This window comes from Microbacterium sp. PRC9, assembly GCF_031844125.1.
Taxonomy (GTDB): Bacteria; Actinomycetota; Actinomycetes; order Actinomycetales; family Microbacteriaceae; genus Microbacterium.
In genome coordinates this window covers 22,010-44,482 of sequence record NZ_JAUZUR010000008.1, presented here as the reverse complement: position 1 = coordinate 44,482, position 22,473 = coordinate 22,010, and the positions used below count along the sequence as shown (strand labels likewise).

The 22,473-nt window shown below is 71.3% G+C and carries 23 protein-coding genes; 14 read left to right on the top strand and 9 right to left on the bottom strand.

What is annotated here, in order from left to right:
* Positions 1–17 precede the first annotated feature (17 nt).
* The 3 genes from Q9R33_RS17500 to Q9R33_RS17490 are packed head-to-tail and all read right to left on the bottom strand — an operon-like array spanning position 18 to position 3,078.
* Positions 18–1,208, bottom strand: a complete 1,191-nt coding sequence (locus Q9R33_RS17500) for an acyl-CoA dehydrogenase family protein (protein ID WP_311294542.1) — start codon at positions 1,206–1,208, stop codon at positions 18–20.
* A 1-nt stretch (position 1,209) separates the two neighbouring features.
* Complete coding sequence (locus Q9R33_RS17495) at positions 1,210–2,097, bottom strand: amidohydrolase family protein (protein WP_311294541.1); 888 nt, start codon at positions 2,095–2,097, stop codon at positions 1,210–1,212.
* A gap of 51 nt (positions 2,098–2,148) precedes the next feature.
* Positions 2,149–3,078 carry an SDR family oxidoreductase gene (locus tag Q9R33_RS17490; protein WP_311294540.1) on the bottom strand — a complete coding sequence of 310 codons (930 nt, stop codon included), beginning with the start codon at positions 3,076–3,078 and terminating at the stop codon, positions 2,149–2,151.
* A gap of 93 nt (positions 3,079–3,171) precedes the next feature.
* Between Q9R33_RS17490 and Q9R33_RS17485 the strand changes: the two genes are divergently transcribed.
* Entirely contained in the window at positions 3,172–3,636 is a 465-nt protein-coding gene (locus tag Q9R33_RS17485) for a MarR family winged helix-turn-helix transcriptional regulator (protein WP_310243701.1), read from the top strand.
* Positions 3,637–3,735: 99 nt separating this feature from the next.
* On the opposite strand, the gene Q9R33_RS17480 is transcribed toward Q9R33_RS17485, so the two are convergent.
* The 3 genes from Q9R33_RS17480 to Q9R33_RS17470 form a co-directional block, all read right to left on the bottom strand.
* The gene (locus tag Q9R33_RS17480) at positions 3,736–4,962 is read right to left on the bottom strand and encodes an MFS transporter (protein ID WP_311294539.1); all 1,227 of its coding nucleotides are present in this window, start codon (positions 4,960–4,962) and stop codon (positions 3,736–3,738) included.
* Positions 4,963–5,132: 170 nt separating this feature from the next.
* On the bottom strand, positions 5,133–6,317 hold the full coding sequence (locus Q9R33_RS17475) for a 4-hydroxybenzoate 3-monooxygenase (protein ID WP_311294538.1): 1,185 nt from the start codon (positions 6,315–6,317) through the stop codon (positions 5,133–5,135).
* Between the two features lie 203 nt (positions 6,318–6,520).
* On the bottom strand, positions 6,521–7,273 hold the full coding sequence (locus Q9R33_RS17470; RefSeq protein WP_311294537.1) for an IclR family transcriptional regulator: 753 nt from the start codon (positions 7,271–7,273) through the stop codon (positions 6,521–6,523).
* Between the two features lie 262 nt (positions 7,274–7,535).
* Here Q9R33_RS17470 and Q9R33_RS17465 point away from each other — a divergent pair, with 262 nt between their 5' ends.
* The 10 genes from Q9R33_RS17465 (at position 7,536) to Q9R33_RS17420 (ending at position 16,272) form a co-directional block, all read left to right on the top strand.
* Positions 7,536–8,294: an IclR family transcriptional regulator gene (locus Q9R33_RS17465; protein WP_311294536.1), complete on the top strand. Its 759-nt coding sequence runs from the start codon at positions 7,536–7,538 to the stop codon at positions 8,292–8,294.
* Between the two features lie 259 nt (positions 8,295–8,553).
* Positions 8,554–9,423, top strand: a complete 870-nt coding sequence (pcaH, locus tag Q9R33_RS17460; protein ID WP_056366238.1) for a protocatechuate 3,4-dioxygenase subunit beta — start codon at positions 8,554–8,556, stop codon at positions 9,421–9,423.
* Positions 9,423–9,998: a protocatechuate 3,4-dioxygenase subunit alpha gene (gene pcaG / locus Q9R33_RS17455; RefSeq protein ID WP_311294535.1), complete on the top strand. Its 576-nt coding sequence runs from the start codon at positions 9,423–9,425 to the stop codon at positions 9,996–9,998. The genes pcaH and pcaG overlap by 1 nt, the downstream gene beginning before the upstream one ends.
* Positions 9,988–11,388 carry a lyase family protein gene (locus Q9R33_RS17450; protein WP_311294534.1) on the top strand — a complete coding sequence of 467 codons (1,401 nt, stop codon included), beginning with the start codon at positions 9,988–9,990 and terminating at the stop codon, positions 11,386–11,388. The genes pcaG and Q9R33_RS17450 overlap by 11 nt, the downstream gene beginning before the upstream one ends.
* Complete coding sequence (locus Q9R33_RS17445) at positions 11,385–12,164, top strand: alpha/beta fold hydrolase (RefSeq protein ID WP_311294533.1); 780 nt, start codon at positions 11,385–11,387, stop codon at positions 12,162–12,164. The genes Q9R33_RS17450 and Q9R33_RS17445 overlap by 4 nt, the downstream gene beginning before the upstream one ends.
* Complete coding sequence (gene pcaC, locus Q9R33_RS17440) at positions 12,161–12,562, top strand: 4-carboxymuconolactone decarboxylase (RefSeq protein ID WP_311294532.1); 402 nt, start codon at positions 12,161–12,163, stop codon at positions 12,560–12,562. Before Q9R33_RS17445 ends, pcaC begins: the two co-directional genes overlap by 4 nt.
* Positions 12,563–12,825: 263 nt before the next feature.
* Positions 12,826–13,587, top strand: a complete 762-nt coding sequence (locus tag Q9R33_RS17435) for a 3-oxoacid CoA-transferase subunit A (RefSeq protein WP_311294531.1) — start codon at positions 12,826–12,828, stop codon at positions 13,585–13,587.
* Positions 13,584–14,270, top strand: a complete 687-nt coding sequence (locus Q9R33_RS17430; protein WP_311294530.1) for a 3-oxoacid CoA-transferase subunit B — start codon at positions 13,584–13,586, stop codon at positions 14,268–14,270. Before Q9R33_RS17435 ends, Q9R33_RS17430 begins: the two co-directional genes overlap by 4 nt.
* Before the next feature lies 1 nt (position 14,271).
* On the top strand, positions 14,272–15,444 hold the full coding sequence (locus Q9R33_RS17425) for a thiolase family protein (RefSeq protein ID WP_056366256.1): 1,173 nt from the start codon (positions 14,272–14,274) through the stop codon (positions 15,442–15,444).
* Between the two features lie 36 nt (positions 15,445–15,480).
* Complete coding sequence (locus Q9R33_RS17420; protein ID WP_311294529.1) at positions 15,481–16,272, top strand: IclR family transcriptional regulator C-terminal domain-containing protein; 792 nt, start codon at positions 15,481–15,483, stop codon at positions 16,270–16,272.
* A gap of 33 nt (positions 16,273–16,305) precedes the next feature.
* On the opposite strand, the gene purU is transcribed toward Q9R33_RS17420, so the two are convergent.
* Complete coding sequence (gene purU, locus Q9R33_RS17415; protein WP_056366276.1) at positions 16,306–17,181, bottom strand: formyltetrahydrofolate deformylase; 876 nt, start codon at positions 17,179–17,181, stop codon at positions 16,306–16,308.
* 98 nt (positions 17,182–17,279) lie between these two features.
* Between purU and Q9R33_RS17410 the strand changes: the two genes are divergently transcribed.
* A complete protein-coding gene (locus tag Q9R33_RS17410) occupies positions 17,280–18,284 on the top strand; it encodes a hotdog domain-containing protein (protein ID WP_311294528.1) in 1,005 nt (334 codons plus the stop codon).
* A 9-nt stretch (positions 18,285–18,293) separates the two neighbouring features.
* On the opposite strand, the gene Q9R33_RS17405 is transcribed toward Q9R33_RS17410, so the two are convergent.
* On the bottom strand, positions 18,294–18,668 hold the full coding sequence (locus tag Q9R33_RS17405; protein ID WP_310243677.1) for a MerR family transcriptional regulator: 375 nt from the start codon (positions 18,666–18,668) through the stop codon (positions 18,294–18,296).
* 244 nt (positions 18,669–18,912) lie between these two features.
* On the opposite strand from Q9R33_RS17405, the gene Q9R33_RS17400 reads away from it, so the two are divergent.
* On the top strand, positions 18,913–19,959 hold the full coding sequence (locus Q9R33_RS17400; RefSeq protein WP_311294632.1) for an MFS transporter: 1,047 nt from the start codon (positions 18,913–18,915) through the stop codon (positions 19,957–19,959).
* A 19-nt stretch (positions 19,960–19,978) separates the two neighbouring features.
* Here Q9R33_RS17400 and Q9R33_RS17395 read toward each other — a convergent pair whose 3' ends face one another.
* Positions 19,979–20,932 carry a LysR family transcriptional regulator gene (locus Q9R33_RS17395; protein WP_045298634.1) on the bottom strand — a complete coding sequence of 318 codons (954 nt, stop codon included), beginning with the start codon at positions 20,930–20,932 and terminating at the stop codon, positions 19,979–19,981.
* Between the two features lie 215 nt (positions 20,933–21,147).
* Here Q9R33_RS17395 and Q9R33_RS17390 point away from each other — a divergent pair, with 215 nt between their 5' ends.
* Positions 21,148–22,449: a DUF6379 domain-containing protein gene (locus tag Q9R33_RS17390; protein ID WP_311294527.1), complete on the top strand. Its 1,302-nt coding sequence runs from the start codon at positions 21,148–21,150 to the stop codon at positions 22,447–22,449.
* Positions 22,450–22,473: the final 24 nt, after the last annotated feature.

The following is a 22,473-nucleotide window of genomic DNA, read 5'->3' as shown; positions in this document are numbered from 1 at the left end:
ATCTCCTTCGATGGGTTTCAGGTGAAGGCCGAGGCGCCCGTGAGGGCGCGGCCGACGATGAGGGCGTTGATCTCGTGCGTGCCCTCGTACGAGTACACGGCTTCCGCGTCGGCGAAGAAGCGGGCGACGTCGTGCTCGAGCAGGATGCCGTTGCCGCCGAGCACTTCGCGGCCGAGGGCGACGGTCTCGCGTGCGAGGCGGGCGGTCTGCAGCTTGGCGAGTGCGGAGTTCTCGTCGGCGTACTCGCCCTGGTCCTGCCGGGCAGACAGCTGCGCGACGAGCGCCAGCGACGCCACGGCATTGCCGAGCATGCGGGCGAGCTTCTCCTGCACGAGCTGGAAACCGCCGAGGGGCCGCTCGAACTGATGCCGCTCGCGGACGTACCGCACCGTCGCGTCGAGTGCGCCGGCCTGCAGCCCCGCCGCGATCCAGGCGACGTCCGACCGCATCGCGCGGAGGATCCGCGCCACGTCACGCCACCCGTTCACGTTCTGGAGGCGCTCCGCCTCGGTCACGCGCGCGCCGTCGAGAGTGATCACCGCGTTCTGCATCGGTCGCAGCGCGACCTTGCCGGCGATCGCCTCGAGGCGCACGCCTGTCGCGTCGGTGGGCACGAGGAAGGCCTTGACCGCGTGGTCGTCGACATCGCGCGCGAACACGACGAGCACATCGGATGCCGCGGCCCCGCCGATCCACTTCTTGCGGCCGTCGATCACCCATGCGTCGCCCTCGCGACGGGCGGTGGTCGCGAGGCCGCCGGCGATGTCGGACCCGTGCTCGGGCTCGGTGAGCGCGAAGACGCCCTTCAGCTCGAAGCTGCGCACGCGCGGATCGAGCTCCTCCACCTGCGCGGGGGATCCGCCCAGCGCGATCGTCGTGCGGAAGAGCCCCGACTGCGCGTTGTAGAGCGTCGCCACCGATACGTCGGTGCGCGCCAGTACGTAGTTGCGGAACCCGGAGTACACGCTCGACGCCGCCTCCGCAGCATCCACCGCCTCCGGCTGCATGAGGTCGAGAGGGATGAGCGCGTCGAGCACCTCGGGCGGCATCGTCGCGGTCTCCCACGCCTCGGCGAGGAGGGGACGGATGCTGCTCTCCAGCGTCTGCTGCAGACGCCCCAGCGCCGCCCGCGCGGCGGCGCTCAGATGCGCGGCCGCGATCGCGTACGGGTCGAACCCGAACGTCGCATCCGCCTCGAGCGCGGGCATGTCAGCCCGCCAGTCCCAGCAGCCGCACCGCGTTGTCCTTCAGGATGCCGGGCATGACCTCGGGCTTGAAGGAGCCGGCGGTCTCGGCATCCCTCATCCAGCGGTCGGGGGTGAGCAGGGGGAAGTCCGAGCCGAACAGCACCCGGTTCTTGAGGTAGGAGTTCGCGGCGCGCACGAGCGACTCGGGGAAGTACTTGGGGCTCCAGCCCGACAGGTCGATCCAGGTGTTGTGCTTGTGGGTCGCGACCGACAGGGCTTCGTCCTGCCAGGGCACCGACGGGTGGGCCATGATGATCTGCAGCTCGGGGAAGCGGGCGGCGACCGGGTCGAGCAGCATCGGGTTCGACAGGCCCAGCAGCAGTCCGCGCCCGCCCGGCAGGCCCGCGCCGATGCCGGTCTGGCCGGTGTGGAACAGAGCCACGACGCCGGCGTGCTGCAGCGTCTCGTAGAGCGGTGAGTAGGTCGGGTCTGAGGGATCGAAGCCCTGCACGGTCGGGTGGAACTTGAAGCCCCGCACGCCGTGGTCTTCGATGAGGCGGCGGGCGTCGTCGACCGCGGTCGGCGAGAGCGGGTCGACGGAGCCGAAGGGGATGAGCACGTCGTTGTTGCGGGCAGCGCCCTCCGCGATGTCGGCGCTCGAGATGGGTGCATGCCCGAAGTTCGTGCGGGCGTCGACCGTGAACACGACGGCCGCCATGCGGCGCTCGCGGTAGTACGCGGCCACGCCGTCGAGGTCGGGGTTCGGCCCGTCGGTGCTGAAGTACTTCGCCGCCGCGTCGCGCAGATCGTCGGGCAGCGACGAGTGCCCGTGATGGTCGACCTCGATGTGCACGTGCACGTCGATCGCGGTAATCGCGTCGAGGTCGATCGCGGGTTCGTAGCGGATCATGGCGCCTTCCGGTCGGTGAGCGAGCGAAGCGAGACGAAACGGGTCAGCCGGTCACGAGCGCTGCAGCTCCTCGGGCAGCGGCGGGAACTTCTCGCCCACCGACTGGAGAGCCCCCGCAGCGTCGGCGAAGCCGGTCGCGAGATCGTCGTACGACCAGCCGCCGTCGCTGTAGGCGGTGGCGACGGCCTCGGGGTGCGACCACAGCTGCAGCCGGTCGCCGCCGATGCCGATGGCCTGCCCGGTGACGGCGGCCGCAGCATCCGATGCGAGGTACGCGATGAGTCCCGCGACGTCGTCCGACGTACCGAATCCGAGGTTGTGGCGGAAGAACGCGGGCATCGGCTCGCCGGCCGCATCGGCCTCGACGGCGGCCGCGAAGTAGGGCACGGTCGCGGTCATGGCGGTCGCGGCGACGGGGATGACCGCGTTCGCGGTGATGCCGGCGCGCTTGAGCTCGAGCGCCCACGTGCGCACCATGCCGACGATGCCCGCCTTGGCGGCTGCGTAGTTGGTCTGGCCGAAGTTGCCGCGCTGGCCGGTGGGGGAGCCGATGCAGATGATGCGGCCGGCCACCTCGTTCTCGCGCATCCAGCTCGCGGCCTCGCGCACGCAGGTGAACGTGCCGCGCAGATGCACGCTGATGACGGTGTCGAAGTCGTCGTCGCTCATCTTCCAGAGCACCGTGTCGCGCAGGACGCCGGCGTTGGTGACGAGGATGTCGAGTCGACCGAAGGTGTCGACTGCGGTCTGCACCAGCTGCTTCGCGGTCTCGGTGGGGCCGACCGGCAGGGCCACGGCGACCGCGCGACCGCCTTCGGCCTCGATGGTGGCGACGGCTTCGGCGGCGGTGGCCTCGTCGACGTCGTTGATCACGACGGCGGCGCCCTGGCGGGCGAGCTCCTGGGCGTAGGCGAGGCCGAGGCCGCGGCCCGAGCCGGTGACGATGGCGACCTTGCCGTCGAGCGGTGCGTGCGATGACATGCGTGAACTCCTTCGTGTCGGATCCATTGAAGACCCAACTGTTGAGAAAGTCAATCATTCCGTTCATCCATGAATTCGACTACGATCGTGGGCATGCCCGACACCGCTCACCCCATCGCCCCGGAGGGGCTGCGGGCGTCGGCGCTGAGCGACGACGTGAGTTTCCTGCTCGCGCGCGCGAACGCCATCGCGCTCGCCGCGGGCAACGCCGCTCTGGCCGAACACGGGCTGAAGGCGCGCTCGTACTCCGTGCTGGTGCTGACGTCGGGCGAGGCGCGGCCGTCGCAGCGCGAGCTCGCCGAGTTCCTCCGGCTCGACCCGAGCCAGGTCGTGAGCCTCGTCGACGAGCTGCAGTCGCGCGGCCTCGTCGAGCGCCAGCCCGATCCCGCGGACCGGCGCGCCAACGTCGTCGTCGCGACCGATGCCGGCCGCGCACTCGTCGGCCAGGCGCGGGAGTCGGCCCGGGCGGCCGAGGAGCGCGTGCACGCCGATCTGTCGGAATCAGACCGCGCGACGCTCGCCACGCTGCTGCGCACGGTCGCCTTCCCGTCCGACTGACGGCGGCACGCGGCATCCGTCCCCGGCTCGGGGGTCGCGACATGCGGGGTGGGCGCGTCGATTCCGCGTGTCGCGCCACCTGAAAGGCGGCGGCCGAGCTCAGCGGCGGTCGAGGACGTACCGGTCGCGGCCGGCGAACACTCCGACCGCCGTGAGGGCGACGAGCACCGCGAGCACGAGCGCGAGCGATGCCGTCCAGCCGCCGGTGAGGCTGTGCAGGGCGCCGAAGGCGACCGGGCCGAGCGCGGCGATGACGTAGCCCACCGACTGCGACATCCCCGACAGGGCCGCCGAGGTGTCGTGGTCGCGGGCGCGCTGCGCCATGAGCGTGAGCGACATCGCGAGCGTCGCGCCGCCGGTCAGTCCGATGAGAGAGCCCCACACCAGGACGCCGTCCGGCGCGATCATGAGGCCTGCGACGCCGACGATCGCGAGCGACGGGATGAGCGCGGGCGCCCACCGTTCGAGGCCGCCGCGCAGCGCGAGAGGCAACAGTAGACAGCCGGCGAGCGAGAACAGCTGGTAGACCATGACGTCGATGCCCGCGACGACCTCGGAGCGTCCGATCGACATCGACAGCGGCGCGAGCCACGTCACGAACATGTAGAACATGGATGCCTGAAGGCCCATGTAGGCGGCGACGAGCCAGGCGATCGGATCGCGCCAGATGCCGGTGCGCCCGCGCGGTGCCGCGGAGCGGTCGTGGGCACGGGCGGCGCCACGGTGCGCCCACCACCACGCGACGATCGCGAAGGGCAGGAGCGCGGCGCCGGTGACGAGGAGCGCGAAGCGCCACCCGGCCGAATCGCCGCCGACCTCGATGCGCGAGATCGGCACGACCACGCCGGAAGAGACGGCGCCGAGGCCTGCGAGCAGAGCGGTGTACGCCGCGGTCACGGCGGGGACGTGGCCCGAGAACTCCCGCTTGACCACGGCGGGCATGAGCACGTTGATCAGGGCGATCCCGATGCCGATGATCGCCGTGCCGATCCACAGGCTCACCACCGGGCCGGGGATCGAGCGCACGAGGGTGCCGGCGAACAGCACCAGCAGCGACCACAGCAGCACCCGCGGCTGCCCGAACCGGCGGCTCAGATCGTGCGCGAGCGGCGAGAACAGCGCCCACGCGACGAGCGGCACCGCGGCGAGCAGGCCCAGCGCCGAGACCGACATACCCGTGTCGGTGCCGATCTGGTCGAGGAGCGGCCCGAGGCCCGTGATCGCGGGGCGCATGTTCATCGCGACCAGGCAGACCGCCGCGAGGAGCATCGCCACCGATGCCGTGCGCGACGGCTCGGGCGGTGCTGTCCGGGGCGGTGAGGCCATAGGCACCGGACTATAGCCGAGGGCGGGGCTGCAGCATCCGTTCATTCCCGTTCAGCGGCAATGCCGGCTTGTCGGGGTTCGGGGCGCGATGCATCCGTTCGGGGCGCGCGGAGTCCGCCCCGAATGCGTGCGCTGCGCCCCGAACGGGGCTCACGCCACGGGCCACTGCGTCAGGCGAGGCCCTCGAGTGGCCAGCCGGTGTACGCCTCGGCGAGGAAGCGGCGACCGGCCTCGGATTCGACCACCGACTGCAGCTCGCCGAGCTGGCGCAGGCGGTCGAAGTCCGACGCGTCGGGCGCGACGTGGAGCATGTTGGTCATCCACCACGAGAAGTGCTGGGCCTTCCAGATGCGGTGCAGCGCCTTCTCGGGGAACGCCTCGATGAGGCGGTCATCGTTGTCGAGAAGGAGGGCGCGCAGCGCGCGCTCGAGCACGAGCACGTCCGCGACGGCGAGGTTCATCCCCTTCGCGCCGGTCGGCGGCACGGTGTGCGCGGCGTCGCCGATCAGTGCGACGCGGCCGTTCAGCAGCTCGTGGGCGACGAAGCTGCGGAACCGCAGCACGTCGCGCTGGAAGATCCGGCCCTCCTTGAGCGTCGTGCCGGGCACGCGCTTCTGCAGCTCCTCCCACAGCTGCTCCTCGCTGAGGGCGTTCGGGTCGGCGTCGGGGGCGCACTGGAAGTACATGCGCTGCACCGTGGCGCTGCGCTGGCTGATGAGCGCGAACCCGTCGGGCGAGTTGCTGTAGATGAGCTCCTCGGCGCTCGGCGGCGCCTCGCACAGGATCCCGAACCACGCGAACGGGTACTCGCGGAAGTACCCGCCGGTCGACGACCCCGTGACCGCCTCGCGCGCGACGCTGCGCGAGCCGTCGGCGCCCACGACGAACTCGGCCTCGATCTCGAGGGGCGCGCCGTCGGCGTCGGTCGCGATGACGCGGGGGCGATCGGATGCCGCGTCCTCGACGCGCAGCGCGGTCACGCCGAAGCGGAGGTCCTGGCCCTTGCCGAGGCGCACCGCGATGAGGTCCTTGAGGGCCTCGTGCTGCGGGTACAGCCAGACCCCGCGGCCGACGAGGTCGGCGAAGTCGATGCGGTGGCCGGCGCCGGCGAAGCGCAGCTCGATGCCGTCGTGGCGGTTGCCGACGGTGCGCACGCGGCTCGACGCTCCGGACGAGTCGAGCACCTCGACGGTGCCCTGCTCGAGGATGCCGGCGCGGATCGTCGTCTCGATCTCTTCGCGCGAGCGCTGGTCGATGACGACCGACTCGATGCCGGCGATTCCCAGCAGGTGCGACAGCAGAAGCCCGGCCGGGCCGGCGCCGATGATGGCGACGCGGGTGCGGATCGTGGACATGGACGTCTCCTTCGACGTTCGGGAACGGATGCCTCGGCCCAGTGTGGCGCGGCCCACTCAATGCGCGGCAACATTCCCGTTCATCGGGAACAGCCTCTGCATCCTCAATTGAGGATCTCAGCCGAGATGAGGAGGGGAAACCCGGGTGTGCTCCTCAGCTCGGCCCTGAACCTCAAATGAGGATCGGGAGCAAGGGGACGGAGTCAGCGGCGGTCGGTCCGCAGGTCGGCCTCGATTCCGGCCGCGGCCTCGCGCAGCGCATGGATCGCGGCCTCCGGGTCGGTCTCGCGGGGGAGCACGACCGACAGCGCGGCGACGACCTCGCCCGCGTCGCGGATCGGCACGGCCACGCCGGTCGACACGGCCTCGATGGAGCCGGGCGCCACGACCACGCCGGCGCGGCGGACCTCGGCGATGAGGCGGCGCAGGCGCGCAGCATCCGTCACCGTCTCTGGAGCGAGGGCGCGCAGCGCGCCGGCGAGCACCCGCTCGCGCAGGGCCGACGGCGCATGGGCGAGCAGGACGAGGCCCGACGACGAGGCGTGCAGCGGCAGGCGCCCGGCGATGCGGGTGATGTTGGCGCCGGCGTCGGGGTGGGAGAGGCGCTCGAGGAAGAGGGCCTCGTCCTGCTCGAGCACGGCGAGCTGCGTGTGCTCGCGGATGCGGGCCTGCACCTGCTCCATGTGGGGCAGCGCCGCCTGGCGGAGCCGCAGCGCCGTCGAGCCGCGGAGGGCCAGCTCCCACAGGCGCATGCCGAGGTGCACGCGCCGGTCCTCGTCGCGTTCGAGGAGGCCCGCGTCGACGAGCTCGTCGACGATCCGGTGCGCGGTCGACGACGGCAGCCCCGCGCGGCGGCCGATCTCGGCCGCCGACTGCATCGAACGCTCGGCGGTGAACGTCTCGAGCACCCGCACGATGCGGTCGGTCATCGAGTCGCCGGAGGGCGAGTTGGCCATGCGCCCACTCTGCCATTCCTGATCGACCGGTCGTTGAGCGAAGGGCGCTCTGGCGCCCGTAGTCGAAACGCCTGGGGTGTGCGGGAATGCCGAGGCCGAGGTTGCTCGCAAGGTCGGCGCGTTTCGACTCGCTCGTTCCTCGCTCGCTCGACGACCGGGAGAAGGCCAAGCCCTCGCTCGCTCGACGACCGGGAGAAGGCCAAGCCCTCGCGCGCTCGACGACCGGTGGGTCGGGGCGGGTAACGTCGCACGAGGAGGATCCATGGCGGAGGGCGAAGGCGTGCTCGAGCGCACGCTGCGGGTGCTCGGGTGCTTCACCGACGACGACCCCGCGGTCACGGCGACGACGCTCGCGGCGCGCACAGGGCTCGCGTCATCCACGCTGCACCGCCTGCTCGCGACGCTCGTGGCCGAGGGCCTCCTCACGCGAGGGCCCGGCCACACCTACGCCATCGGTCCGCGGCTGTGGGAGCTCGGCGAGCTCTCGCCCCTGTCGCTGCGCCTGCGCGAGACGGCGCTGCCCCACATGGTGCGGCTGTACGAGGCGACCGGCGAGAACGTTCACCTCGCGGTACTCGACGGCGCAACGCCTGCCACGACGACCGCGCTGTACGTCGGACGCCTCACCGGACGCCAGTCGATCCCGACGCTGAGCCGCATGGGAGGACGCGGGCCCCTCCACACCACGGGCGTCGGCAAGGCGCTGCTCGCGACGCGCGACGAGGGCTGGCTGCGGGAGTACTTCGAGGCGCCGCTCGAGCGCGAGACGGTCAACTCGATCGCGACGGAGCAGGAGCTCCGCGCCGACATCGCGCGCACGCGGGCCCTCGGGTACGCGACGACCCGCGAGGAGATGACCCTTGGCAACGTCTCGGTCGCGGCCGCGCTGCCGCGGGTCGAGGGCTTGCCGCCGGTCGCGCTCGGGCTCGTCGTGCACCTCGCGCGAGCCGACGAGCGGCGTCTGGGGCCCCTCGTCGTTCAGGCCGCGAAGGACCTCCACCACGATCTCCGCGTGGCGTGACCCCGCACCGCTCCAGGTTTGGGGCGCATTTCGTCCGTTGGGGCGCACATCGTGCGCCCCAACGGACGAATCGCGCCCCAAAGCCGACAGGGAACGACGCCGAGCGCGCGACACCGACAGCGCCGACCCGCACGACGCATGAGGGCGACGGATGCTGCGGGGGCGCAGCATCCGTGATTCCCACTGAGTGGGAATCCACGGCGGTGAGTGCACGCGGGAGTGCGACCCTGGGACGACCCGAGTCGTCGAAGGAGACCTCATGACACAGGCCCAGCCCGATCCCCAGGGCGAGGAGGCGTTCTCGTCGTCGGTGGTGCTCGAGCAGACGGCGGCGGCCCCCGAGTCGCTGCTGGCCTCGCCCGACCAGCTCACCCAGCGGGAGATCACGCAGGAGATCGTCGATTACCACGCCGCCGCCGCACGGCGTGAGGCGGCGGGAGAGCGGCTCAACATGAGCCTGCACGACTTCCCGCCGTACCGGTCGAGCCTGCTGCGCCACCCGACCAAGAACCCGAAGCTCGTCGACCCCGAGACGATCGAGCTGTTCTCGCCCGCCTTCGGCCAGCGCGACGTCGCGGCGATCGAGTCCGACCTCACGCTGCAGCACATCGGCGAGCCCCAGGGTGAGCGCATGACCGTCGAGGGTCGCGTGCTCGACTCGTGGGGGCGCCCGGTCCCCAACCAGCTCGTCGAGATCTGGCAGGCGAACGCCGCAGGTCGCTACATCCACCAGCGGGATCAGCATCCCGCTCCGCTCGACCCGAACTTCACCGGCGCCGGCCGAATCGTCACCGACGACGACGGGTACTACAAGTTCACCACGATCAAGCCCGGCGCCTACCCGTGGAAGAACCACGTCAACGCGTGGCGGCCTGCGCACATCCATTTCTCGATCTTCGGCTCGGGCTTCACGCAGCGGCTCGTGACGCAGATGTACTTCCCGGGCGACCCGCTGTTCCCCCTCGATCCGATCTACAACACGATCTGGCGCCAGAAGGACCGCGACCGCCTCATCGGCCTCTACGACCACGACCTGTCGGTGCCCGAGTTCTCGATGGGGTACCGCTTCGACATCGTCGTCGACGGCCCCGACGCGACGTGGTTCGAGCCCGAAGAAGGAGAGCACTGATGGCCCGCACCGCCCGCGACCTCGGCCCGAAGACCCACGAGGCCACCGGGGGCCAGACCGTCGGCCCGTTCTTCGCGTTCGGCCTGGACTACGAGAAGAAGCACCAGGTGGCGTTCCCGCACAGCCCGGGCTCGGTCGTGCTCGGCGGCACGGTGTTCGACGGCGCCGGCAACCCGATCCCCGACGCGGTCATCGAGATCTGGAGCGCCGACGAGAACGGCCGGATCCCGCGCGCCCACGGCGCTTTCCGCCGCGACGACCATTCGTTCACGGGTTTCGGCCGCGCAGCCACGACCGACGTCGGCCGCTACGAGTTCTGGACGCGCAACCCCGGTCCGGTCGACGGCGGCGCGCCGTTCTACTCGGTCATCGTGTTCGCGCGCGGCCTTCCCGACAAGCTCGTGACGCGGATCTACCTGCCCGAGCATGAGGAGCTCCTCGCCGCCGACCCGCTCCTGTCCTCGCTCGAGGAGGGCGAGCGCGCTACGCTCATCGCGACGCGCCTGCCGGACGGCAACCTGCACCACGACATCCACCTGCAGGGCGAGAAGGAGACCGTGTTCCTTGCCTTCTGACCGTGACCGGCCCGCACTCGATGAGGGCCTGCTCTCGCCCGTGACCGTCGGTCATGACGAGACGGTGACGGATGCTGCATACCTCGACGCCCTCGTGACGGCCGAGGTCGCGCTCGCACGGGCCTACCGCGAGATCGGCCTCGCGCCCGATGAGGCGGTCGATGAGATCGAGACGGAGTTCGGCTGGCAGGGTGCGCTCCGTGGATGCCGTGACCACGGCGTCGACGGCACGGCGCTGGCCGCTGCTTCCGTCGCCGGCGGCAACCCGGTGATCCCGCTGGTCGGGCGGCTCAAGGAACGAGTCGGAGTCGACGCGCGACTCTGGGTGCACCGCGGTGCGACCAGCCAGGACATCGTCGACACCGCGGCGATGGTGGTGGCCCGGGCGGCGACGAGCCGTATCGTCGCGGCGCTCGTGCACACCGAGGTGTCGCTGCGCTCGCTGGCCCGTTCCCGGCGCGACGAGGTCGCGGCGGCGCGCACGCTGACGCAGCACGCCGTGCCGACGACCGTCGGCCTGCGCGCGGCCGGCTGGCTGCGGGGCGTCGAGCGCGCGAGGGCGCGCGTCGACGACATGCAGCACCAGCTGCCCGCGCAACTCGGCGGCGCCGCGGGAACGCTGGCGTCCTTCACCGAGATCGCGGGGCCGGAGGCGGCCGCCGCGCTGCCCGCCGCCTTCGCGCACGAACTCGGACTCGCAACCCCCGACGCCCCGTGGCACACGAGCCGCTGGCCGGTCACCGAGCTGGGCGACGCCCTGGTGCAGGCGATCGACGCCGTCGGCAAGATCGCCACCGACGTCGCGACGCTCAGCCGCACCGAGATCGGCGAGCTCGCCGAGGGCGCGGGCGGCGGATCGTCGGCCATGCCGCAGAAGCGCAACCCCGCAGCATCCGTCCTCATCCGCTCGGCCGCGCTGCGCGCTCCCCAGCTCGGGGCGACGCTGCATCTCGCGTCGGCACTCGCCGCCGACGAGCGCCCCGACGGCGCGTGGCATGCGGAGTGGCCGACGCTGCGGGAGCTGCTGCGCCTCGCGCTCGGCGCGACCGCCCACGCGGCTTCACTCGTCGCCGGGCTTCACGTCGACACCGACGCCGTCGCCCGCAACCTCGCGGCCACCGGCGGGCTCATCGTCTCGGAGCGCCTCTCGATCGTGCTCGGGCCCGTGCTGGGTGCCGCGCGTGTGGCGGAGCTCGTGGCCGAGGCCGCCGCGGGCGGCGACCTCGCCGGGCTCCTCGCGGCGTCGCCCGACGTCGCCGCCCTCGCCGCAGCGGCCGGAGCGACCCCCGAGGCGTTCGCCGCCGACCTGCTCGACCCCGCTCGCTACACCGGACTCGCCGGCCGCCTCGTCGACGAGGCCGCCGCACGCACCGCAGAGGAGGACGCGTGACCGTCCCCGCCATCTCCCTCACCGACCCCGTCGGCCCTGACGGTGCGCCGCTGCTCGTGCTCGGGCCGTCGCTCGGCACGTCGACGCTGCTGTGGGACCGCGTGATCCCGGCGCTCGCCGAGCACTACCGCGTCGCCCTGTGGGACCTGCCCGGCCACGGCGCCGCGCCCCCGTCGACCGAGGGGTTCACGATCGCCGAGCTCGCCGACGCGGTCGCCACCGCGGTCGACGGGCCGTTCCTGTACGCCGGGGTCTCGCTCGGAGGCGCCGTTGGGCTCGAGCTGCTGCTGCGCCACGGTGACCGCATCGCCGCCGCGGCGATCCTGTGCTCGGGCGCGAAGATCGGCACCGCAGAGGGCTGGCGCGAGCGGGCGGCCCAGGTGCGTGCGCAGAGCACGTCGAGCCTCATCATCGGTTCGGCGCAGCGCTGGTTCGCGCCGGGATCGATCGAGCGCGATCCCGATCTCACCGGGCGGCTCCTCCACGTGCTGCAGAACACGCACGACGAGAGCTACGCCCGCTGCTGCGACGCCCTCGCCGTCTTCGACGTGCGCGACCGGCTGGGCGAGATCGCCACCCCGGTTCTCGCGGTGTGGGGCGATCACGACGCGGTCACGCCCGAGGCATCCGCTCGCGAGATCGCCGCGGGTGTGCAGCACGGCGAGGCGATCGGGATCCCGGATGCCTCCCACCTGGCGCCCGCCGACTCCCCGGCGCAGACCGCCGCGGTGCTGCGGGAGTTCTTCGACACGGTCGCCGCGGAGCGTGCCGCGTGAGCCGCCCGGACGGCGAGGGCCTTACCGACGAGGAGCGGTACGACCAGGGCATGGTCGTGCGCCGCGAGGTGCTGTCGGACGCCCACGTCGACCGCGCGATCGCGGGCACGACCGAGCTGACCGCCGACTTCCAGGACTTCATCACCCGCGTCGCGTGGGGCGACATCTGGTCGCGCCCCGGCCTCGACCGCCGGTCGCGGTCGGTCGCGGTGCTCACGGCACTCATCGCCCTCGGGCATCACGAGGAGCTTGCGATGCACCTGCGCGCGGCGCTGCGCAACGGCCTCACCGTCGACGAGATCAAGGAAGTGATCCTCCAGGCGGGCCTGTACTGCGGCGTCCCCGCCGCCAACACCGCGTTCCGCATCGCGAGGGACGTGTTCGCCGAGGAGTCCTGACCGGCCCTCTTCTTCCGGGTTCGCTTCGCGGGGTCTTGCGTCGTCGTCCTCCCGAGTCGTCCCTGCTCCCTGGTCTCGGTGGTTTGGGGCGTGCGACGTGCGTTCGGGGCGTGCGGGGTGCGCCCCGAATGCACGCGGTGCGCCCCAAACCCGTGGGGACGACGGATGCTGCGGCTCAGGGCTTCCGAAATGACCTCGTCGCACGTACACTGGGTCGCAGAGCGTACATGTGTTCGCACAGCGAACAAGCGAGGAGGCGGTTCGTGATCGACAAGACTGTGGGCTCCGTCGAGGAGGCCGTGGCCGGCATCCGTGACGGGGCGACCATCATGATCGGCGGCTTCGGGCGTGCCGGGCAGCCCGTCGAGCTCATCGACGCGCTCATCGCGCAGGGTGCGAACGACCTGACGATCATCAACAACAACGCCGGCAACGGCGACGTCGGGCTCGCCGCCCTGCTCGCCAAGAAGCGGGTGCGCAAGATCCTCTGCTCGTTCCCCCGTCAGCACGACTCCTGGGTCTTCGACGGGCTCTACCGCGCCGGCGAGATCGAGCTCGAGCTCGTCCCGCAGGGCAACCTCGCCGAGCGCATCCGCGCGGCCGGTGCGGGAATCGGCGCGTTCTTCTCGCCGACGGGCGTCGGCACCCAGCTCGCCGAGGGCAAGGAGATCCGCGAGATCGACGGCCGCTCCTACGCGCTCGAGTACCCGATCAAGGCCGACTACGCCCTGGTGAGTGCCTACCGCGCCGACCGGTGGGGCAACCTCGTGTACCGCGAGACCGCACGAAACTTCGGGCCGATCATGGCTGCCGCCGCGACCACGACGATCGTGCAGGTCGACGAGCTCGTCCCGCTCGGCTCGCTCGACCCCGAATCCGTCGTGACCCCCGGCATCTTCGTCGACCGCGTGGTCGCCGTGGGCGAGCGCGGGTGGCTCGACGCCGGCGCGTTCGTCGGGGGAGTGGACATCGAGGGCCGCCTGCTCGCCGGCGCCGCAGCATCCGGAACGGAGATCGACCAGTGACCGAGACCGCAACGACGGCGACGCGCATCCCCCGCGAGCAGCTCGCGGCGCGCATCGCGCAGGACATCCCCGAGGGGTCGTACGTCAACCTCGGCATCGGTGCGCCGACCCTGGTCGCCGACTACCTTCCCGAGGACCAGGAGATCATCCTCCACACCGAGAACGGCATGCTCGGCATGGGCCCGTCGCCGGTCGCGGGCGAAATCGATCCCGACCTCATCAACGCCGGCAAGCAGCCCGTCACGGCGCTGGCCGGAGCGGCGTACTTCCACCACGCGGACTCGTTCGGCATGATGCGCGGCGGCCACCTCGACGTGTGCGTGCTCGGCGCGTTCCAGGTGTCGCAGGGCGGCGACCTGGCGAACTGGTCCACCGGAGCGCCCGGCGCGATCCCCGCCGTGGGCGGCGCCATGGACCTCGCCATCGGCGCGAAGAACGTCTACGTCATGACCGACCTCCTCACCAAGACGGGTGAATCGAAGCTCGTCGAGGCGTGCACCTACCCGCTCACCGGCGTCGGCTGCGTCACGCGCGTCTACACCGACCACGCCGTCTTCGACGTCACGCCCGACGGCTTCGCGGTGCGAGAGGCGTTCGGCGACAACACCGTCGGGCTCCTCGCCGAGCTCACAGGCTTGAAACTTGTGGATGCCTCGAGCCGCGGCATCCCGGAAGGTGAATGACATGACCACCTACGTGTACGACGCCGTCCGCACGCCGTTCGGCCGCGCCGGCGGCGCGCTGTCGGGCGTGCGCCCCGACGACCTCGCCGCGGTCGTCATGAAGGCGACCCTCGAGCGCACCGGCCTCGACCCCGCGCGCATCGACGACGTGATCTTCGGCGACGCGAACCAGGCCGGGGAGGACAACCGCAACGTCGCACGCATGGGCGCCCTGCTCGCCGGCTTCCCGACGACGGTGACCGGCGTCACGGTGAACCGGCTGTGCGCATCGTCGGTCGAGGCCGTCATCCAGGGCTCGCGTGCGATCGAAGCGGGCGACGTCGACGTCGTGCTCGCAGGCGGTGTCGAGTCGATGAGCCGTGCCCCGTACGTCGTCGAGAAGTCGCCGCGGCCGTGGCCCAGCGTCGGCAACCAGACCCTGTGGAACACGGCGATCGGGTGGCGCATGACCAACCCGAAGCTGCCGAAGCACTGGACGATCTCGAACGGCGAGTCGGCCGAGCTCATCGCCCGCGAGTGGGGGATCTCCCGCGACGCGCAGGACGAGTTCGCCGTGCGGTCGCACCGGCTCGCCGCTGAGGCGTGGGCTGCGGGCGTCTACGACTCCGAAACAGTGCAGGTGCCGGGCGCTGAGCTCGCCCGCGACGAGGGCATCCGCGACGACACGTCGGTCGAGAAGCTCGCCGGGCTCAAGGCGCTGTTCGCCGCGGACGGCGAGGGCAGCGTCACGGCCGGCAACTCGTCGCCCATCAACGACGGCGCCTCCGCGGTGCTGCTCGGCCGAGAGGGTGTGCTGCCGACGGAGCCGCTCGCCCGCATCACCGGCCGCGCCGCCCACGGCGTCGACCCCGACCAGTTCCCGATCGCGCCGATCGAGGCCGCGAACAAGGCGCTCGCGCGCGCCGGCCGCACGTGGGCCGACGTGGACGTCGTCGAGCTCAACGAGGCGTTCGCATCGCAGTCGCTGGCGTGCCTGGCGGGCTGGCCCGACCTCGACCCCGACAAGCTCAACATCCACGGCGGCGCCCTCGCGATCGGCCACCCCCTCGGCGCCTCGGGCGGCCGCATCATCGGCCACGCTGCGCACGAGCTCGCCAGGCGTGGTGGCGGGGTCGCGGTCGCCGCGATCTGCATCGGCGTGGGGCAGGGCCTCGCCGTCGTGCTCGAGCGCTGAGTCGGCGAGCGCCCCGCAGATGGGTAGGGTGAGCCGGTGACCGACGACGCGGCCCGCACCAACGACACCATCCAGTCCCTGGTGCGCGGGCTCGCGGTCATCCGCGCCTTCGACGCGGAGCACGCCGAGCTGACGCTGAGCGAGGTGGCGCGCCGGGCCGAGATCACGCGCGCGGCCGCGGGACGGTTCCTGCGCACCCTCGAGGAACTCGGCTACGTCCGCGGTTCGGCGGGGTCGGGAGTCGGCCGCACGTTCGCGCTCACCCCGCGCGTGCTCGAGCTGGGGTTCAGCTACCTCTCCGCCCTGTCGATCCCCGAGATCGTGCAGCCGCATCTCGAGCGCCTGTCGCGCCAGGTCGACGAGAGCGTCTCGGCCGCCGTGCTCGACGGCGGCGACATCGTCTACATCGCGCGCGTCCCGACGCGGCGCATCATGAGCGTGCGCATCACGATCGGCACCCGGTTCCCCGCCTTCGCGACGTCGATGGGGCGCGTGCTGCTGGCGGGACTGCCGGATGCCGCGCGCGACGAGCTGCTCGCGGCATCCGTCCTCCCGTCCCTCACCGAGCGCACCGTGACCGACGCGGCCGAGCTCCGCGCCGAGCTCGACCGCGTGCGCGCACAGGGCTGGTCCCTCGTCGACGGCGAGCTCGAGCCGGGACTGCGCTCGGTGGCCGTGCCGCTGCACGACCGCCGCGGCGAGGTCGTCGCCGCGGTCAACGTCTCGACCAGTGCCACCCGTGACAGCGTCGAGCACGTCCTCGAGCGGCACCTGCCCGCGCTCACGCGGACCGCCACGGCGATCGACGCCGAACTGCGACTGGTCTGACCGGGACGGATGCCGCGGCCCGCGGCATCCGCGTCAGAACACGATCGTGTGGTTGCCGTGGCGGATGACGCGGTCCTGGGCGTGCCACAGCACAGCGCGGGAGAGGACCTGGCGTTCGACGTCGGCGCCCCTGCGGGCGAGCTCTGCGGCGGAGTCCGCGTGGGTCACCCGGACGGTGTCCTGCTCGATGATCGGGCCCTCGTCGAGGTCGTCCGTGACGTAGTGCGAGGTGGCCCCGATGAGCTTGACGCCGCGCTCCTTGGCCTTCTTGTACGGCTCGGCCCCGATGAAGGCGGGCAGGAACGAGTGGTGGATGTTGATCACCGGCACGCCGAGTTCCTTGAGGAAGTCTCCCGACAGGATCTGCATGTAGCGGGCCAGCACCACGAAATCCACGTTCCCGCGCAGGAGCTCGAGGATCTTCGCCTCGGACGCCGACTTGTCGGGACCCGCGACGCCCGGCACGTGGAAGAACGGCACGCCGAACGAGCGGACGTCCTCGGCGGACGCGGTGTGGTTCGAGATCACCATCGGCACGGTCACCGGCAGGTCGCCGCGGCGGTGCCGCCACAGCAGGTCGAGCAGGCAGTGGTCCTGCTTCGACGACAGGATCGCCATGCGCTTGGGCACGGACTGGTCGGTGAGCGACCACTCCAGATCGAAGCCCGCGAGGGTCTGGGCGATCTCGGCCTCGATGTGCGGGCGGTCGGCCGCGAAGCCCGGCCGGTGGAACACGACCCGCTGGAAGTACGCGCCGCCCTCGGGGTTGTCGGAGTACTGGTCGAACGCGACGATGTTGCCGCCGATGCGCGTGATCATCGCCGAGACCGCCGCCACGATTCCCGGCTGGTCGCTGCCGTGGACGATGAGGCAGGCGTGGTCGGGATTCAGGTGCAGGGAGGCGGCCATTGTTCGATTCTGCCCTGTGCGAAGGAACGCCGCTTCTTGAGGCCGTTCCGCGCGACATGCGCGGGACAGACGGATGCCGCGGCCCGTACCCTGACGGCATGAGCACCACCTCCGGGGCACGGGCAGCGGCCCGCGACGATCGCATCACGATGCGGTTCATGGCGGTCCCCGCCGACACCGCCGCCGGAGGCCGCTCGGTCGCGGCGGGCAGCGTCATGGAGTGGATCGACAAGGCCGGCTACGCCTGCGCCGTCGGCTGGGCGGCCGCTTACTGCGTCACCGCGTACGTCGGGAACGTCCGCCATCGGCGGCCGATCGCGCCAGGCAGCCTCATCGAGGTGCAGGCGCGCATCGTCTACACCGGCCGCACGAGCATGCACGTGGTGGTCACCGTCTCGTCGACCGAGGTGAGCGAGCGCCTCTACACGCCGGCCACGACGTGCATCCTCGTCTTCGTCGCGAAGGGCGCCGACGGGCGGCCCACCGAGGTTCCGGCGTGGAAGCCGGTGAGCCGCTCCGACCACAAGCTCGCCGAGGGGGCGCTGGAGAGGATCGAGTCCCGCGCCGAGATCAAGCGCCTCATGCTCGAGGAGGACTACACGGATGCCTCGACCGCCCCGCGCACGACGCTGAAGTTCCTCGCCCCGCCCGGCGTCGTGAACTTCGGGGGCAAGGCGCACGGAGGTACGGTCATGCGCTGGATCGACGAGGCCGGCTACGCCGTCGCCGCGGCATGGGCGAAGGACGGTGAGGACGCGAGTGCGGCGATCGGCGTCTACTCCGGAGGCATCCACTTCCTCGCGCCGGTCGTGATCGGGCATCTCGTCGACGTCGACGCGCGCATCGTCTACACGAGCCGGCACAGCATGCACGTGAGCACGCGGGTGTGGACCGCCGACCCGCGTACGCCCGAGGACCGCACGCTCACCACGCAGTGCCTCAGCGTGTTCGTCGTGCCCGGCGCCGACGGCGTCGCTCAGCCGGTCCCGCAGTGGACGCCCGAGCTCTCCGAGGACGAGCGCCTCCAGGAGCACGTGCGCGAGATCATGGCGCTGCGCGAGGAGATCGTGCCGATCGCCGCCTCCCTCACGCTCGAGCCGTAGCCCGATGAGCTAGGCCGCGCCGACCAGATCGCCGTTGCGGGTGAGCGTGAGATACCGCGCGACCGCATCGCGGCTCTTGGTGAGGCATGCGAGGCGGTCGTCGAGCGCCGACAGTTCGGTCGCGAGCATCTCGGCGAGTTCGCGCGAGCATGTCGGCTGCGCCAGGGCGCACTGCCGCTCGACGTCGAGCACGACCTTGGCGAGGCGCGTCGAGAGCCCCGCCTGAACGAGGCCGCGGGCGCGCGCAGCGCGCTCCACGTCGGCCTCGTCGTAGGCCCGGTAGCCGTTCGCCGAGCGCTCGGACGCCAGCAGCCCCTGCTCCTCGTAGTACCGCAGCATCCGTGCGGGGATGCCGGTGCGCTGCGACAGTTCGCCGATCTTCATGCCGCGATGCCTCCCGTGTCGATTCGTGTCGCGCGAAAGCTTGACATTGACATTGATGTCAAAGTTTAGCCTCGCTGCATGACCTCGTCCACGGCATCCGTCGCACTCCCCGAAACCTCCGTCTCGCGCTTCCCGCTGGGCGCGCTGCTGCTGCTCTCGCTGGGGGTCTTCGTCACCGTCACCGCCGAGTCGCTGCCGGCCGGGCTCATGCCCGAGATGGCCCGCGACTTCGGAGTCGACCCCCCTGCGCATCGGACTGCTGGTATCGGTCTGGGCGATCGTCGTGATCGCCACGAGCATCCCGCTCACGCGGGCGACACGACGGATCGACCGCCGCATCGTGGTCGCCGTGTCCCTCGCCGTGTTCGCGATCGCGAACGTCGCGACGGCGTTCGCGCCGACGTACGAGTTCGCCTTCGCCACGCGTGCGGTCGCCGCGGTGGCGCACGGCGTGTTCTGGGCGATCGTCATCGTGTACGCGTCGTCGCTGCTGTCGGGTGCGCAGCTCGGGCGCGGGCTCGCGCTCGTCACCGGCGGGGGCACGGCGGCGACGGTGCTGGGACTTCCCGTCGCGACGGCTCTCGCTCAGCTGACGAGCTGGCGGGTCTCGTTCGCCGTGATGGGGATCGGGATGCTGCTGCTCGCCGCCGTCGTCTATCGCCATCTTCCGCGGTCCGTGGTCGAGCCGGTCGCCGCCGCGCACCGCGAGCCGTTGCGCCACGACCGCTCCCTCCCGCCGCTGATCGCCTTCGGGATCGCCGGGCTGATGATCGGCCTCGCGCAGTTCCTCTCGTTCGTCTACATCCGGCCGTACCTCGCCGAGTCGGCCGGCATCGCAGACGGCTGGGCGAGCGCCCTGCTCTTCGTGTTCGGCGCGGCGGGCATGGCCGGAGTGGCGGTCGCCGGCAGCCTCGCCGATCGGTTTCCCCGTACAGCACTGACTGCGACCCTGCTGGTGTTCGTCGCCGCCTTCGCCGCACTCGCGGTCGCTCCGCACGCGACGGTCGTCGTGGTCGTCGCCCTGGCACTCTGGGGTGCCGGCACCGGTGCGATGTTCCCACTGATCCAGACGGCGCTCATGCGCGCAGCATCCGATCGCCTCCGCGACCTCGCGAGCGCGTCCATCGTCGTGCTCTTCAACGTGGGAATCGCAGGCGGCTCATGGGCCGGCGGCCAGCTCACCGCGACGTACGGGCCGACGGCGAACATGGCGGTGTCGGCCGTGGTCGTGCTTCTCGCCGCCGGCCTCACCGCGGTGGGGGCTGGACTGGCGGCGCGCCGGAACGCGTGAGACCGCTGCGGGCGAGCGCTCAGGCGGGCTGGCTCACGACGGACGTCGGGCGATTCGACACGGATGCCGCGGCCTGTTCGAAGATGCCCCGCATCCAGGCGTGCTCGGGGTCGCGGCCGTGGACGGGATGCCACCACAGCGCGTTGACGACGGGCGTCGCGTCGAAGGGCGCCTCGAGCGTGCGCACGCCCGGGACGGACTCGGCGACGTGGGCGAGCCCCGCCTGGATCAGGCCGAGACGGTTGGTGCCGGCGATGAAGTGGGGCAGGGCTAGGAAGCTCTCGACGACCGCCTCGATGTGCGGCTCGATGCCGAGCTGCTGCAGCTGGCGGGCCGCCGAGGTGAACGCCGTGCGCGACTGGTAGGTGAAGACCCACGGCAGGGCGCCGAGCACGTCCATCGTGAGTTCGTCGCCGACCTGCTCGTTCGACTCGGAGGCCACGACCACCCAGCCGTCGCGCCAGAGATCGGCGTACGGGAGGTCGACGAGGTAGCCGTGCGGGATCACCATGCCGTCGGCGGAGCGCAGCCGGTTGAGGGCGTCGTCGACGATGGCGGGGTTGTGCAGCATGAAGCGGAAGCGCACGCCGGGTGCGGCCTCCGCCGCGAGACGCGACACCTCGCTGCCGATGGTGGCGAAGCCGTAGTCGGAGCCGTAGATCGAGAATTCGCGGGTCGAGTCCCTCGGGCTCCACGTCGCCTGGCTCTCGAACACGCGGCGCGCGGCCTCGAGCGCCGTCGTCGTGTGCTCGGTGAGGCGCAGGGCGAGCGGAGTGAGCTCGTACGTGTTGCCGCGGCGGGCGAGGATCTGGTCGTTGAAGTGCGTGCGCAGCCGCGCGAGCGACGCGCTCAGCGCGGGCTGGCTCAGGTGCAGCCGCTCGGCCGCGCGCGTCACGCTGCGCTCGGTCAGCAGCGCGTCCAGCGCGACGAGGAGGTTCAGATCGAGCCGGGAGAGCAGCGGTTGATCGGACACGACGGTGTGTTCCTCCGGGTTCGGGATGCCTCGGCCCAGTGTATCCGTGCAATCTATGTGGTGGGGAGGTGGCATCGTTCGCAACGATGAGCGGGCGGTGTCACGATTATGCGCGCATCACACTTACTTATGTCTAAATCAGGCCTAACGCTGATACTCTCGAAGAGACTCCCGGCCCGCGACAGCGCGGTCCCGACCCCAGAGAGCGAGCATCGATGCTTCTCGAGAGAGATCTCATCCAGTCCGTCGGCTTCCGCAATGTGCGCGAAGGGGGTGAGACCACCGGCTTCCAGTTCCGCCTCCGTATGCCGTCGTACCGCGGCATGGCCGCATCCCTCATCGACGGCGTCGCGGTCCGCGTCGGGAATCTCGTCGACGTCGCCGCCGACGTGCCGCTGTGGACCTTCGCCGGTCGCACCTACTCGCTGCAAGAGCTGTGGGACTCGGAGGGCGTGCGCTGGCCCCTCGAGGAAGCGGCGATCGTCACGGTGCCGCACCCGGGCGGCCTTCCCGAGGGCACGCACGAGGTCTCGATCCAGCTGCGCCTGCGCATGTCGTACATCCCCCAAGAGCACCAGCCCTCGACATACGAGGTCTCGCGGCACATCACGCTGACCTCGTCGGAGGACGGCGGCCCCTTCAGGTACGGCGTCAGCCTCTACAGCTTCATGACCGACTACGGCACGGTGATGGACCTCGAGACGGCGCTCGCCGCCGTCGCCGACGTGGGTGCGACGGGCGTCGAGATCCTCGGCGAAGGGCACATCGAGCGGTACCCCGAGCCCACGACCGAGTGGATCGATCGCTGGTTCGCGCTGCTCGAGAAGTACTCCCTCGAGCCGACGAACTACGGCTCGTGGATCGACACGCGCCTGCACTCCAGCGGCGCGAACGCGCGTGACCTCACGGCAGCCGAGGGCGCCGCGATGCTGCAACGGGACCTCCGTCTCGCGAAGCGCCTCGGCTTCCGCTTCGTGCGGCCCAAGATCGGCGTCGTCTCGAGCGATCTCATTCCGCACCCCATCTGGACCGAGTCCGTCGAGCGCTCGCTCGACCTGGCTGCCGAGCTCGACGTCGTGATCTGCCCCGAGATCCACTCGCCGACCCCCATCAAGCACGAGGTCGTCGACGACTACATCGGCCTCATCGAGCGCACCGGAACGAAGCACTTCGGCCTGCTGCTCGACACCGGCATCTTCCAGGACCGGCCCATCCCGCTGAAGCCCGGAGAGCTGCCCGGCCGTCGCCCCGCGTTCCTCGACGGCATCGCCGTCGACCCCGCCGACATCGCCGACATCGCGAAGTACGTCGTCTTCATCCAGGCGAAATTCCACGACATCGACGAGAACCTCGAAGACCAGCAGATCCCGTGGGAGCCGGTGCTGCGCGCCCTCAAGGACGCCGGCTACACCGGCTACCTCTCGAGCGAGTACGAGGGCGATCGCATCCCCTGGCGCTCGATCGAGCAGGTGCGCCGACAGCACTCCCTCATCCGATCCATCGCCTCCACCCTCTGACGAACCGCCCGAAAACGGAGAGAA